This window comes from Amycolatopsis sp. La24 (assembly GCF_029087445.1).
In the GTDB taxonomy this organism is placed as follows: Bacteria; Actinomycetota; Actinomycetes; order Mycobacteriales; family Pseudonocardiaceae; genus Amycolatopsis; species Amycolatopsis nivea.
The window spans coordinates 44,802-58,222 of record NZ_JARACH010000038.1 but is presented as its reverse complement, the minus strand read 5'-3'; the positions used below and the strand labels follow the sequence as shown (position 1 = coordinate 58,222).

The following is a 13,421-nucleotide window of genomic DNA, read 5'->3' as shown; positions in this document are numbered from 1 at the left end:
CGGCCGGTCAGCTGTCCACCTCGGCCTCGGCCCCCACCGGCAACCGGTCGAAGAACAGCGCCGCGTCCTCGTCGGCGAGGTGGATGCAGCCGTGCGACGGACGGTCGAGCGGCCCGGCGTGGAACGCGATGCCGCCCGGGGCGAAGAACACCGAATTCGGCATCTCGTCGCCGTACTCGTCGCTGCGGTGGACGCGGTCCTTCCACGCCACCCGGAACGTCCCGACCGGAGTCGGCTGGTCAGGCCCGCCCGGCTCCATCGGGACCGACCGCACCGCCCTGCCGTTCTCCATCAGCCACGCGCGCCGCAGCGAAAGGCTCGCGCACGCACCGGTGACCACTGAGCACGAGGGGCTCGGCGGGGTGTGCCGCACCGGCGGCGTCGGCAGTTCCGGCGACGGCGCCAGCGGCAGCCCGGCCGCCTGGGCCTCCGGTTCCGCCGGCGCTCCGCACCCGGCCGCGACCACCGCCGCCCCGGCCAGCACGATCGCGACGATCTTCCCGCGCATCCGTCCGCTCCCGCCTTTCGCTCCCCTCTCCTCTACGGGCGAGCGGAGCGAAAGGTTGCGAACGACGACGAACTCGCGGTGGACGGATTTCGCATCCGTCGCCACGGGCTGCCGGGGCCAGTGCGGATCGGCCTGCCCGATCCGCGGTGAGCAGCCACCGGCTTCGTAGTATCGACGGCATGGCTGACGATGATGCGAGCGATCCCGCCGCTCGTCGCGGATGCGCTCACACAGGCACGCTCAACGCGCTTCGCGAAGACCAGGTCGACCTCCGAGAAGAGATGCGACAGGGCTTCGCCTCGGTGAACGCCTCGCTCGGCCGGATCATCGAACTCCTCGACCGCGACAGCCAGTAGCGGCCGACCGGTCCCGACTGTCCATTCAGGACGCTTTACCTCCCAGAACCTTCTGCAGCGCCGCCCCGTCCGGCACCCCGAGCCCGGTGCACGCGTCCCAGCTGGCGGCGGCCGAGTACGCGCCGTTGCTGCCCTCGGTGATGTCGCGGAATCCCGGCTGCACCTTGCCCGCGCCGACTCCGGCGTACAGCTTGCTGTGCACCAGTCCGAAGCCGCTCCCCGCCGACTGCGCCAGCCTCGCCAGCAGCGCCGACCACAGCGGCGAAACCGCGCTCGTGCCGCCGACGACGATCTGCTGTCCGTCGACCAGGACCTGGTACCCCGTCGCCGGATCCGCGTTGCCCGCCACGTCCGGGACGCCGCGGCCCGGTTTTCCGTCGCCTGCCCGAGCGGGCACGCCCGCGGCCTGCTGGTAGTCCGGCACCGGGAACGCGTCGCTCACGCCGCCGCCCGTCGACCCGCCGCCGGAGGTGTTCCAGACCGTCTCCGAGTTCACTGTGGACGGTGGGGTCCCGTCGAGCTTGGTGCCGCCGCAGGCGAGCGCGTGCGGGCTCGACGCGGGGAAATCGACGTGCTGTGCCCCGTCGGTCTGCCCGTCGGCGCTGCCGTTGTCGCCGGACGCGCAGCACACCGTCACGCCGAGCGCCGCGGCGTCGGCGAACGCCTGGTCCATCGCGGTGCGGGCCTGCGGCGTCCACTGGTCCTCGGACTGTCCCCAGCTGATGCTGACCGCGACCGGCGTCGGCGTCGCGTGCACCGCGGTGCTCACCGCGTCCAGGAAGCCCTGGTCGGTGTTCGGCGCGAAGTACACGACCTGCGCGGCTCCCGGGGCGAGCGCGCCGATCACCTCGATGTCGAGCAGCACTTCCCCGTCGGCCGAATTCGGGTCGCCGGTCGGCGCGTTCTTGCCGCCGTCGACCCCGGCCGCGGTCACCTTCGGTTCGGTGATCTTCAAGCCGGCGAAGTACTTCTGGAGATCCTCCGGCTTGTATCCCCCGCCGAGTTCGATGACCGCGACGGTCTGCCCGGTGCCGTCGGCGTCGGCCGGGAACCCGTACAGCTGGCCGACTTGGTCCGGGGTGTAGCCCTGTCCGGCGGCTTCCTTGTGCAGCCGGAACATCGCCCGCGCTTGCGGCCGTTCGTCGAGGCCGAGCACGGCGACGACAACGTCCCCGAGCGAGGCGGGCACTTCCAGTTCCCCGGTGCGCGCGGCGAATTCGCCGGACTCGCCGTGGCGGACCCGGTTCAGTTCGGTCTTGAACGCGGCCGTCATCGCGCGCGCCGGGCCCCGGACCGAGACGCGGCGCGATCCGGCGTGCGTGTCGGTGACGGTGAGCCCGGCGTCGGTGAGGACGGTACGCACCAGGTCGAGATCGTCGGCGCTGGCCCCGTAGCGGTCGGCGAAGTCCTCCGGGGCGAGCGGCTCGCTCAGCGCGGCCACATCCAGTTCGGCGCGGCGCCGCAGGACGACGGTCGCGGTGACGGTGGCATCCGCGTCGAGCGGGCCGAGCACCTCGGCTTCGGCCAGTGCGGGACGCAGACTTCCGGACAACGATACCCATTGTGATTCTGTCATCACTCTATGGTGAACCCCTTTCGGCTGGTCCACCACCGTCGTATCCCCCGTCCGGAGGCAAAACCTGTCCGGTTTTCTGTCGACCCGATGACCGGGACCGCGGATGCCGCGGCGCGCGGGCGCGCGCACAGTGTCTCCATGAAACGGATCCTGATTCTGGGCACGGCCGCCGTGCTCACGCTGGGCTCGGTCACCGCGTCGAGCAGCGCCGAGGGCGACCTGGCGGCGCACGGCTGGGTCGGCACGTGGGCGGCGTCGCCCGCGGCCGCGGTGGCGAACACGCCGCAGGGGTATCCGAACTACTCGATCCGCAACGTCGTGCACACCAGCGCAGGCGGGAATCAGGCCAGGGTAAGGCTTTCCAACGCCTTCGGCACCGCGCCGCTCACCTTCGGCCACGTGACGCTCGCCGTCGCCGCCGACGGTCCGCGCGCGGCCGGCGGCACGATGCGCACGCTGACGTTCGGCGGACAGTCCACTGTGGTCGTTCCGCCCGGGGCCGAGGTGCTGAGCGACCCGGCGTGGCTGCGCGTTCCGGCCGACGCCGACCTCCTCGTGACCACGTACGTGCCGACGCCGTCCGGTCCGGTCACCTACCATCCGCTCGCCCAGCAGACGTCGTTCTTCACCCGCGCCGGCGACTTCGCGGCCGAGGAGTCCGGCGCGTCCTTCACCGAGCAAACCGCGGTGTGGCACTACGTCAGCGAGGTCGACGTCCGCGGGCCCGCGCGCGGCACCGTCGTGACGCTCGGCGATTCGATCACCGACGGCGCGCACTCCACGCCCGGCGCGAACCGCCGCTGGCCGGACCTGCTGAGCGACCGGCTGCACGGACGGCTCGGCGTCCTCAACGCCGGGATCAGCGGCAACCGGCTGCTGCTCGACGGCGGCACCTCGGGGCGCAACGCCCTCTCCCGGCTCGCCGGCGACGTGCTGACCAGCGGCGACGTCCGCACGCTGATCGTGCTCGAAGGCATCAACGACATCCAGCAGAACCCGCACCAGACCGATCCGGCGATGATCGTCTCCGCGCTGCGGCAGGTCGTCGCGCAGGCCAAGGCGCAGGGCATCCGGGTCATCGGCGGCACGCTGACGCCGTTCAAAGGCTGGAAGATCTACGACCCGACGCTGGAGAAGACCCGGCAGGCGGTGAACGCGTTCATCCGGACCAGCGGGATCTACGACGGCGTCGTCGACTTCGACGCCGCCGTGCGCGATCCCGCCGATCCGCTCGCGATGCTTCCCGCCTACGACTCCGGCGACCACCTGCACCCGAACGACGCCGGGTACCAGCGGATGGCCGACGCGGTGCCGCTCACTCTGCTGTGACCGGCACCAGCGGTTTGCGCGGGAACGCCAGCACGGCAAGGAGGCTGAGCACGCCGACGCCCACCATGTAGAGCGACACGGACAACGACGTCCCGGTCGAACTCTGCAGCGCGGCCGCGATCAGCGGGGCGAACCCGCCGCCCAGCACCGCGCCCACGGCGTAGGCGAACGACGATCCGCTGTAGCGGAACCGGGATTCGAACAGCTCCGAGAACAGCGCCGACTGCGGTCCGTAAGTCGCGCCGAGGCCGACGTTCAGCACCGCCACCGCGACGATCAGCAGCCACGGCTGCGCGGTGTCCACGAGCAGGAAGAACGGGATCGACCACACGACCAGCAGCACGGAACCGGCGAGATAGACGGGTTTCCGGCCGACCGAGTCCGACCAGATCGCCGCCGCGACGATGCTCACCAGCCACACGACGCTGCCGACGATCACCACGACCAGCATCGTCGTGCTGGACAGCTTCAGCACCGAAGTGCCGTACGACAGCAGGTAAGCGAAGAAGATGTAGCCCAGCGCGGTGTTCGCGATGAAGCTGACCGCCGCGGCGAGCACCTGCTTCGGCCGCGCGCGCAGCACCTCCACGATCGGCAGCCGGCTCCGCTCGCCGCTGCTGCGCAGCTTCGCGAACACCGGGCTTTCCTCCACGCGCAGCCGGATCACCAGCCCGACCGCCACCAGCACGAGGCTGACCAGGAACGGGATCCGCCAGCCCCACGACCGGAAGTCGTCCGGGGACAGCGAGTTGTTCACCGCGAAGAACACCAGCTGCGCCAGAATCAGCCCGGCCGGGACACCGATCTGCGAGAAGGACCCGTACCGGCCGCGTTTGCCCTCGGGCGCGTGCTCGACCGCCATGAGCGCCGCGCCGCCCCATTCGCCGCCCGCCGAAACCCCTTGCAGCACCCGGAGAACGACGAGCAGCACCGGCGCGATGACGCCGGCCTGGTGGTAGGTCGGCAACACGCCGACGCCCGCGGTCGCGAGCCCCATCAGCACCAGCGAGGCGACCAGCATCGCCTTGCGCCCCACGCGGTCGCCGAAGTGGCCCCAGACGATCCCGCCCAGCGGCCGCGCGACGAACCCGACCCCGAGCGTCGCGAACGCGGCGAGCGTGCCGGACGCCGGGGAAAGCGACGGGAAGAACAGCTTGTTGAAGACCAGGGCGGTCGCCGTGCTGTAGGCGAAATAGTCGTACCACTCGATGGTCGTCCCGATCGCGCTGGCGAGCGCCACCCGCCGGATCCGCCCCGCCGTGTTCACTTCCTGCTCAAGCACCACTGCCGAGCCCCCTTCTCGTTCAGGCGCGTCATCTTGGCACGGCGGATCCCCTCCGGTCGACCACCGGAAGGCGGGCGCTTCAGCCGCCCAGCAGGGTCAACGACAACCGCGAGTCCGCGACCGCTTCCACCGCGTGCGGCATCGACGGCGGAAGGTGCACCAGCCCGCCCGGCCGCAGGTCGACGGTCTGCCCGGCGGCGGTGAGCCGGAGATGCCCGTCGAGGGCCTGCAACAGGAGCGCGCGGGGTGCGCGGTGTTCTTTGAGGACGTGGCCCTGCTCGAATGCGAGCACGATGACCCGGACGCCGTCGGCGTCGAGCACCGTGTGGTGGCCGAGTTTTCCCTCCTCGACCGGGGCGAGGGCCAGCAGATCGTCGATCACCTTCGGTGCGGGTTCGCTCATGGGGCCATTCTCGCGGAAACTCGGTTCCTCCCGCGGACGGAACGTGGACGCCGGGCTGGGCCGGCAGCGAACCCGATCCCGTTCCGGCGCCCACGACCGCCGGGCTGAGCTGGCAGCTTCGGCTCCAGCGAGCCGCCCGCTGAGAAACCGCCTAACCCGCCTTGGCGATCAACTCGTCCGTCACCCACTGCGCGACCCCGGCCGGGTACGGCGTGGACAGCCCCAGCACCACATGGCTGAACCCGGCTTCCAGCGCCTCCCCGATCGCCGCGCGGGTGAGAGCGGGGTCGTCGTAGGACACCGGCAGGTGGATCGAGCGCGTGATCTCCGCCGGGTCGCGGCCGATTTCCGCGCAGTACTCGTTCAGCATCGCGTTGCGTTCGACGGCGTCCGCGATGTCCCCGCCGGGGATGTTCCAGACGTCGGCGTGCTCGGCGACCACCCGCAGCGTCGCGCGGGCCCGGCCGCCGATGACGAACGGCGGATGCGGGCGCTGCACCGGCTTCGGGTTTCCGAACGCACCGGTCAATTGGACATGCTCGCCCGAGAAATCGAACGGCTTGTCCTCGGTCCACAGCTTCCGGATCACGGTGCACGCTTCGGCGAACCGGCCCACCGCGTCGCCGGTTTCCAGGTACGGCAGGCCGTGCGCTTCGTACTCCCGGCGAGCCAGCGGATGGCTCGGCCGGGAGCCGACGCCGATGCCGAAGTCGAGCCGTCCGCCGGACACGACGTCGACGGTCGCGGCGATCTTCGCCAGCATCGCCGGCGGGCGGAATCGGTTGCTGGTCACCAAAAGCCCGAGCCTGAGCCGTTCGGTCTGCGCGGCCAGCGCCGAAAGCAGCGTCCAGCCTTCGAAAATCGGGCCGTCCAGTTCTCCGGCGATCGGCAGGAGATGGTCGAACAGCCAGGCGTGCTCGATAGCCGGGATCGCGTCCGCCTCACGCCAGACCTGCTGGAGCGCGGCGTAGCTGGTCTGCATCGGCGCGGTCATGATGCCGAACTGCGGCTTCGTGGTCATCGCGGGAAGTCCTTTCACTCGTGTGATTCGACGCGGCCGAGCGGGCTGGCTTCGACGCCGGTCCAGCTGTCGTCGCCGGGAATGAGCGCGCTGCGGAGATACGCCGTGGTCAGCCGCTGTTGCAGCGCGACGCGTTCGGGGTGTTCGTCGGTGGTTTCCTTGGCCTCGTAGCCGGAGATGCCGCCGAGCGAGTGCTCCGCGCCGAAGAGCGTCAGCAGGCTCTTCTCCCCCGGGCTGAGCCGGTACGCGTCGGTGAACCAGTCCGGGCCGCGCACGGACAGCATCGAGTCGTCCTGGTCGCCCGCGACGATCAGCGCGGGCGCCTTCAGTCCGGTGAAATCCGGGCTCATGAACGGGAAATGCTCGGCAGCGAACGGCGACAGGTCCGCGCCGCCGACGCCGGTGACGGCGAACAGCACCCCGGCAGACACCCGCGAATCGGACAGATCCTCGCCGACGCTGCCGTCCGCCTCGACGATGCGCGCGCCCAGCAGCATGCTCGCCGACTGCGCGCCCCAGGAGTGCCCGGCGACGGCGATCCGGCTGTGGTCGACCCGCCCCGCCAGCCCGGGCAGCGCCGCTTCGACGGTGTCGAGCTGGTCGATGACGTGCCGCAGATCCTCGACCCGCAACCGCCAGATGACCGGCGTGCGCGGGTCGTCCGCGGGCAGCGCGCGGGTCCGCGAATCGAGGTGAGTCGGTTGCACGACAACGAATCCGTGCGCGGCCCAGTAGTCGGCGAGCGGGCCGTAACCGTCCAGGGACGAGCCGAAACCGTGCGAGAACACGATCACCGGCAGGTCCTGCCCGGCAGCCGGGGCGGACACGCGCACCAGCAGGTCCTCGCCGCGGCCCGGCGCGTCGAGCCGCACCGGCTTCACCGAGACGGCCGGAGCCGGGAGCTGTACAGCGGACATGGGAATACCTTCTTTCGCCATCCGGGCACGAAAGGGTGTGGTGGCCGAGGGCCCGGTCTGGCATCATGAGCAAACGGAACGTTGCTCCGGTAACTATACGGAACACTGTTCCGCTTGTCTACCGGCGGCATGCGGAGGGAGCGGCACGTGGGCGAGAACGCGGGGGCCCGGGCGAAACGGGCGGACGCCCGGCGCAACGAGAAAACCCTGCTCGACGCGGCGGCGGCGGTGTTCGTCGAGTCCGGAGTGGACGCACCGGTGCGCGACGTCGCGACCAGGGCGGGCGTCGGCGTGGGCACGATCTACCGGCACTTCCCCACCCGCGCGGACCTGATCATCGCGGTCTACCGGCACCAGGTCGAGGCGTGCGCCGACGCGGGGCCGAAGCTGCTGGCGGACAACGCGTCCCCGCACGCCGCGCTCGCCCAGTGGATCGACTTGTTCGTCGACTTCCTCGTCACGAAGCACGGGCTGGCCGGGATCATGCAGTCCGACCACAGCGGCTTCGAGGCACTGCACGCGTACTTCCTCGAGCGGCTGGTCCCGGTGTGCACCGAACTGCTCGACGCGGCCACGAAGGCCGGGGAAATCCAGACCGACCTGGAGGCGGTGCACCTGATGCGCGGCGTCGGGAACCTGTGCATCGGCGCGGAAGCCGACGACAGCTACGACGCGCGCCGGCTGGCCGGGCTGTTGATCACCGGACTGCGGAGAGGCTGACTGAGGCTGCCGTGTCGCGGGTGGCTCTGCTCGGCAGAAGTCCGTGAGGGGAACCCTGAGGGAATCTGATTCCCTCAGGGTTCCCCTCACGGACATTCGAGCTGGGTGCTCAGCCGGGGCCGCTTCGCGCGCTTCTTGTCACTGCGCGTTGACACAGGAATCCCTTCACCGCACCGGAACCTCGACCTCGTCCGGACGCCGTTCCGGCCGCAACCCCCGCCACGCCGTGTGCCGCAACCGCCCGTCTCCCGGGGTGAGGCGGCGGTACACCACCTCGCCGACCACCTCCGGGTTCAGCCAGTGCGCGCCGCGCGCCCGGTCCCGCGGCACCTGGTCGGCGAACGGGCTTGTCTTGCGCTCCAAGGGAACCAGCTGCGCCTGAAGGTCTTTCAGCATCGCGTCGGTGAAGCCGGTGCCGACGTCCCCGAGGTACCGCAGCTCCCCCGACGCCGGGTCGTGCGCGCCCAGCAGCAGCGCGCCGATCGTGCCCTCGCGCCTGCCCTGGCCCGCACGCCAGCCGCCGACGATCACCTCGGTCGTCTGCACCAGCGGATGCTTGAGCCAGTCCGGACTGCGCCGTCCCGGGTGGTACCGCGACGTGCGGGCCTTCACCATCAAGCCTTCGAGCATCATTTTCCGCGCGACGTCCAGCAGACCGGCCGGCGTCATGCCGTCGGCAGCGAGATCGCGGTGCCGGTACCAGGGCGTGATCGCGACCAGCTGCCGGTCCGGCGGTTCGATCTCGGCGAGCCGCTCGCGGCGTTCCTCGTACGGCGCGTCGAGCAGGCTTTCGCCGCCGAAGCTCAGGAGATCGAAGGCGAAGTACGCGACCGCCTGCCAGGTGCGGTTCTGCAGGAGCCCGAAGTCGGGGCGGCCGTGCTCGTCGAGCGCGACGATCTCGCCGTCCAGCACCGCGGGCCGTCCCCCGAGCGCGTCGCCGAGCGCGCCGGCCAGCTGCGGGAACCTGGTGGTGAAGTCGTTGTCGTTGCGGCTGGTCAGCAGGGTGCTTCCGTCCGGGGCGACGCGCATGGTCGCCCGGTAACCGTCCCATTTGAACTCGTACGCGTACGCCGGGCCGTCGCGCAGCGTGCCGCCGTCGGGCGACGCCAGCATCGGCTCGATCGCGGGCGGCATGCCGCCGGCCACTTCGGACATTCGGGCACCTCCGCGCACCACCGTAAGCCGAACCGCGCGGATCCGCCGCCGTAAGATGGCCGGGTCCACGACGGAGGGGGCCGGGACCGGTGCCGAGCAAGGATTTCGAACGGATCATCCGCAAGCTGCGCGAGGTCGAACGCGGCAGCGGCCGCGACTACACGTCGTTCAGCGTGCGCGGAAAGCGCTTCGGCTACCACTGGCCGCGCACGGACACGGTCGGGCTCAAGCAGACCATCGCGGAACAGCAGGCGCTCGTCGCCGAACGGCCGGACGTGTTCGAGGAGCAGTTCACGTCCGGCGGATTCGGCTGGGTGGTGGTGCAACTGAGCGGCATCGAGGCCGACGAACTGGCCGAACTCGTGTACGAGGCGTGGCGGCTGTCGGCTCCCGAGGACCTGGCGGCCGAGGTTCCGCTGCCGCAGCTCTGACTATCCGGCATGCCCGGTAACACGGCACCGGGCCACGGCGATCTTCTTCGTGTTCAGGCGGAGGGGGTCTGCGGTGTCGCGGCGGTCAGTGCAGGTGCTGGTGGCGTTCGGCGTGCTGGCCGTGGGGGTGTTCCTGGTGTGGCAGCCGCTTTTCTCCGCCGGACCCCGTCGCGAGTGCGGCCCGGGCCAGGACTCGCCCCCTTCGTGCGGCCCGGCCTACGCCGACCCGGCGGAGTGGGGCAAGGTGCTGGTCGGCGGCGCGGTGCTGGCGCTGCTGTACCTGCGCTATCTGGCCGACCGCAAACAGGTTCTCTGACCTCGGCGTCCACATCGGACAGTCCACACAGGACAGTGCGCGGGTCTTGACGTGCGTGAGGGGAACCCTGAAGGAATCTGATTCCCTGAGGGTTCCCCTCACGAACGTCTGCGCACCTAAGCGCCAGGACTCACCAGGGGTTGTTGTCCTGCTCGTCCGGGTCGATGCCGCCCGGACGGCGGCCCGGCGGCGGCGCAGCGGGCCCGCCCGGTGCGGGCGGCGACGCGGGCGGACGGGCCGCTCCGCCTGCCGGGGGCGGCGACGCGGGCGGCTCCGGCTGCTCGTCCGGGGCGTCGGTTTGGTCGGCCGGGTCCGGGTCGGGGTCCGGGAAGCGGTTGCGGAGCGAATCGAGCATGACGGCGCGCGTGTCCGGGTCCTCGTCGCCGAGGCTGCGGCCCATGACCTCGGCCACCCGGTCGGTGATGCCCGACTGCGCCTTGCGCATCGTCTCGAGCACCATCCTGGAGAGCTCCTCCGGCGGGATGGTGCGCGTGCGGGAACTGAACACCAGGTCCGACACGACCCCGTCGGCCCCGACGGTGACCTTGACGGTCCCGTCCGGGCTCGTCGCGGTCAGCCGCAGCTGCTCGGTTTCCTGCTGGGCCGCCGCGTAGCGCTCCGCTTTGCGGGCGAACCCGGCCGCCCATTCGTCCATTCGCCGGATTGCGTCGTCGGGGTCCCTGATCAGGTCGCCCAGCCCACCCGCGCTGGTCATGCTTTTCGTTCTCCTCGAATCCCGTCACCCGCGCCGCTGCGGGCGGGTCTAGTCCTCGCCGCGACGGGCGGGGCCGTCCGTTGACGGTACCCGCCCGCCGCCGCGCCGCGAGAGCGCCACCGTTTCGTTACGTCTCGTCCGGCGCGACGTCGACCCGTTCCTTCGGCTGCAGCGGCTCCGCGCTCTCGTACCGGGCCTCCGCGGGCATGGCGTCCCGGGTGAACGGCACGTTCTGCCCGGTCGGGGCCTGCACGCCGCCGACCCGGAAGCGCTCCTTGAGCTCCCCGCTGTCGGTCTTGCTGAGCATCCCCTCGGTCGCCACCTTCTTGAAGGGCTTCGACTGGCCTTCGTCGCCCTCCTGGTAGGACTTCGCGGCCGTCCGCACGTTGTCCGCGGTCGCCTGGACGCCCTCGATCGCCCCGCTGATGGCTTCCTTCGCCTTCTCGCCGGTCGGGTTGATGATCGGCGGGAGGAACGCGCACAGCAGCCCGTACGCGTCGTCGGACATCGCGTAGTCGGCCGCCTGCGCCGCGGTGTTCAGCCGGTCCACCAGGCCGTCCAGGTGGCTCGCGTGCGCCACTAGGTCGTCGGGTTCTACGCGGAACCCCTGTGCGCCTCCGCTCATCGCCGCCTCACTTCCAGTCCTTGTTCTTCCAGTCGCCGATCACCGGCGGGGCGACGACCTCGTCGGGTGCGAAGAACGACGGGTCGTCCGCCTCGACGAAGCTCGCGACCTTGTGTTCCTTGTCCTCCGGGCCCTTGCCGCCCTTGCCGCCGCCCATGGCTCCCATGCCGGGAGCGCCGGCCGCGCCCTTGCCGCCCGAACCGGAACCGCCGCGCCCGGCGACGCCCTCCTCGGCCGGGCCCGAACCGCCCGCGCCGCTGAACGCGCCTCCGGAGCCCGGGCCGCCCTTCGCGCCGCCGAGTCCGCCCGCGCCGCCGCCGAGCCTGCTGCTGATGCTCTCGCCGTTGACGCCGCCGACCTTGCCGATGCCGCCGAGCTTCTCCCCGCTCGGCCCGGTGCCGCCGCCCGGGAACAGCGGCTTGCCGTCCGGGCCGATCTTGCCGGGGTTGAACGGCTTGATCCCGCCGGGGCCCTCGGGGATCGAGGGCTTGAACGGCTGCGGCTTGTACGGGTTCGACTTGTACGGGTCGCCGTCCTTGCCGGTCGGCACGGTCGGAATCGTCGGGATGGGCGGCTGGGTGAAGGCCGGGCCGCCGCCCGGGTTGCCGCCGCCGGGGATCGGCGGGATGTTCGGCGGGGTGAAGGTCGAGCCGCCGGGCCCGCCGCCGCCCGGGATGGGCGGGATGTTCGGCGGGGTGAAGCCCTGCGCCTTCGTCGAACCGGGGTCGCCCGAACCCGGGATCGGCGGGAACGACCCGCCGGGGCCGCCGCCGCCCGGGCTTCCGCCGCCGGGACCGCCCTCCGGGATCTTCAGCGACGCCGGGTCGAACCTGTGCTCGGGCTGCTGCCCGCCGGGTCCGCCGGTGACGCTGCCCGGGCCGCCGCTTCCGCCGCCGTACGGCTTGCCGTCCGGTCCGATCGGCCGTCCGTCGGGACCGATCGGCTGCCCGTTCGGGCCCACCGTGGTCCCCGCCGGGCCGATCGGCTTGCCGTCGGGACCCAGCGGGCGCCCGTCCGGACCGATGATCTGCCCGTTCGGGCCGACCGTGGTCCCGGGCGGGCCGATCGGGTTGCCGTCCGGGCCGATCGGACGCCCGTCCGGGCCGACCCGCATCCCGCCCGGAGCGCCCGCGCCCCCGCCGGGCTTCATCGGGGTGCCCTGGATCGTGGGCCGGAACCGCTCCGTCTCGGCGGGCAGCTTCGGCGGTTCGGCGAACCGCGGCGTCGCCACCGCGCCGCCGATGGTCTGGTCGTACCGCGTCATGATCTGCGCGGCCTGCTCGCGGGCGGCCTGCTGGTCGGTGAAGGTCTTCATCGCCGAGGAGTAGGCCAGGACGTACGCGGTCGGGTCCTTGATCGTCATCAGGACCTTGTTCGCGTCCTGCGCCGAGAACTGCACCGGCGGGTTGGCGTTCATCGCCTTCTGCGTCTCGTTGAGCGCCTGCGAGTGCACCTCCTGCTGGCGCCCGGTGAGCGTCGCGCCCTGCGCGGTGGTGCCGAGCCACTTGCCCACGTTCGCGAGGTGCACGCGCGCCGCGTCGCCGGCGTCGCCCTTCCAGTTCGAGGTACTCGCGTTGATCGCGTCGCCGAGGTTCTTCTGGTGCGTCGCCAGTTCGTTGCCGAGGCTCACCCACGCCTCCGACGACTCGGCCACCGCGGCCGGGTCCGCGTCCGTGGTGATGGCCTGGATCATCTGCTCGTGCGTCGCGTTCTTCCAGTCGGTGCTCGGCGCGGCGCCCGGATCGCGCATCTCGAGGTCTTTGCCGAGATGTTTCTTCGATTCTTCCAGGTTCCGCTGGTACATCGCCTGGATCAGCTGGTCGCGCGCCTTGCCCTGGACGTTCGGCAGCAGCCAGCCGTTGAAAATGGCGTCGATCTTGGTCGTCGCGTCCTCGCGCAGCTGGTCGCCCGAGGCCACGTCGTCCGGGCGGACCGGGCCGATGTAGTACTTCGACGACGGGTCCAGCGTCGGGTTGTAGAGCGCGGTGTTGCCCGGGTCGTAGTCCGTCGAGGACGGATCGGAGACGGACTCGGCGGTCGGTGCTTTCTTGTCGGCCACTGGTC

At 71.3% G+C, this 13,421-nt stretch carries 14 protein-coding genes and 1 pseudogene; 5 read left to right on the top strand and 10 right to left on the bottom strand.

What is annotated here, in order from left to right; all coding sequences use genetic code 11:
- Positions 1-7: 7 nt before the first annotated feature.
- Entirely contained in the window at positions 8-508 is a 501-nt protein-coding gene (locus tag PUT80_RS29765) for a L,D-transpeptidase (protein WP_275294173.1), read from the bottom strand.
- A 179-nt stretch (positions 509-687) separates the two neighbouring features.
- Between PUT80_RS29765 and PUT80_RS29760 the strand changes: the two genes are divergently transcribed.
- A complete protein-coding gene (locus PUT80_RS29760) occupies positions 688-864 on the top strand; it encodes a hypothetical protein (RefSeq protein WP_167753923.1) in 177 nt (58 codons plus the stop codon).
- Positions 865-889: 25 nt separating this feature from the next.
- Here PUT80_RS29760 and PUT80_RS29755 read toward each other — a convergent pair whose 3' ends face one another.
- Positions 890-2,440, bottom strand: coding sequence for a S53 family peptidase (locus PUT80_RS29755; RefSeq protein ID WP_275294172.1), 1,551 nt, complete (start codon positions 2,438-2,440; stop codon positions 890-892).
- Between the two features lie 138 nt (positions 2,441-2,578).
- Between PUT80_RS29755 and PUT80_RS29750 the strand changes: the two genes are divergently transcribed.
- Positions 2,579-3,769: an SGNH/GDSL hydrolase family protein gene (locus PUT80_RS29750; RefSeq protein ID WP_238605782.1), complete on the top strand. Its 1,191-nt coding sequence runs from the start codon at positions 2,579-2,581 to the stop codon at positions 3,767-3,769.
- Here PUT80_RS29750 and PUT80_RS29745 read toward each other — a convergent pair.
- The 4 genes from PUT80_RS29745 to PUT80_RS29730 all read right to left on the bottom strand — a co-directional run bounded on the left by PUT80_RS29745 (position 3,756) and on the right by PUT80_RS29730 (position 7,395).
- Positions 3,756-5,054 carry an MFS transporter gene (locus tag PUT80_RS29745; protein WP_238605781.1) on the bottom strand — a complete coding sequence of 433 codons (1,299 nt, stop codon included), beginning with the start codon at positions 5,052-5,054 and terminating at the stop codon, positions 3,756-3,758. The genes PUT80_RS29750 and PUT80_RS29745 overlap by 14 nt on opposite strands.
- 79 nt (positions 5,055-5,133) lie before the next feature.
- A complete protein-coding gene (locus PUT80_RS29740; protein ID WP_134661773.1) occupies positions 5,134-5,457 on the bottom strand; it encodes a cupin domain-containing protein in 324 nt (107 codons plus the stop codon).
- A 151-nt stretch (positions 5,458-5,608) separates the two neighbouring features.
- Entirely contained in the window at positions 5,609-6,478 is an 870-nt protein-coding gene (locus PUT80_RS29735) for an LLM class flavin-dependent oxidoreductase (RefSeq protein WP_275294171.1), read from the bottom strand.
- 14 nt (positions 6,479-6,492) lie between these two features.
- The gene (locus tag PUT80_RS29730) at positions 6,493-7,395 is read right to left on the bottom strand and encodes a chlorophyllase (protein ID WP_134727338.1); all 903 of its coding nucleotides are present in this window, start codon (positions 7,393-7,395) and stop codon (positions 6,493-6,495) included.
- A gap of 147 nt (positions 7,396-7,542) precedes the next feature.
- Here PUT80_RS29730 and PUT80_RS29725 point away from each other — a divergent pair, with 147 nt between their 5' ends.
- The gene (locus PUT80_RS29725; RefSeq protein ID WP_275294170.1) at positions 7,543-8,115 is read left to right on the top strand and encodes a TetR/AcrR family transcriptional regulator; all 573 of its coding nucleotides are present in this window, start codon (positions 7,543-7,545) and stop codon (positions 8,113-8,115) included.
- Between the two features lie 165 nt (positions 8,116-8,280).
- On the opposite strand, the gene ligD is transcribed toward PUT80_RS29725, so the two are convergent.
- Positions 8,281-9,270: a non-homologous end-joining DNA ligase gene (ligD, locus tag PUT80_RS29720; RefSeq protein ID WP_275294169.1), complete on the bottom strand. Its 990-nt coding sequence runs from the start codon at positions 9,268-9,270 to the stop codon at positions 8,281-8,283.
- A gap of 89 nt (positions 9,271-9,359) precedes the next feature.
- Between ligD and PUT80_RS29715 the strand changes: the two genes are divergently transcribed.
- Both PUT80_RS29715 and PUT80_RS29710 read left to right on the top strand, forming a co-directional pair.
- A complete protein-coding gene (locus tag PUT80_RS29715) occupies positions 9,360-9,701 on the top strand; it encodes an MmcQ/YjbR family DNA-binding protein (protein WP_037811366.1) in 342 nt (113 codons plus the stop codon).
- A 73-nt stretch (positions 9,702-9,774) separates the two neighbouring features.
- Positions 9,775-10,017, top strand: coding sequence for a hypothetical protein (locus PUT80_RS29710; protein ID WP_037811365.1), 243 nt, complete (start codon positions 9,775-9,777; stop codon positions 10,015-10,017).
- A 130-nt stretch (positions 10,018-10,147) separates the two neighbouring features.
- Here the strand turns inward: PUT80_RS29710 and PUT80_RS29705 are convergent, their stop codons facing one another.
- From PUT80_RS29705 to PUT80_RS29695, 3 genes and pseudogenes are all read right to left on the bottom strand, one after another.
- On the bottom strand, positions 10,148-10,732 hold the full coding sequence (locus PUT80_RS29705; RefSeq protein WP_037811364.1) for a YbaB/EbfC family nucleoid-associated protein: 585 nt from the start codon (positions 10,730-10,732) through the stop codon (positions 10,148-10,150).
- A 325-nt stretch (positions 10,733-11,057) separates the two neighbouring features.
- Positions 11,058-11,357, bottom strand: a pseudogene (locus PUT80_RS46340) (type VII secretion target); the annotation flags it as partial.
- A gap of 7 nt (positions 11,358-11,364) precedes the next feature.
- Positions 11,365-13,416: a PPE domain-containing protein gene (locus PUT80_RS29695; protein ID WP_037811362.1), complete on the bottom strand. Its 2,052-nt coding sequence runs from the start codon at positions 13,414-13,416 to the stop codon at positions 11,365-11,367.
- Positions 13,417-13,421 lie beyond the last annotated feature (5 nt).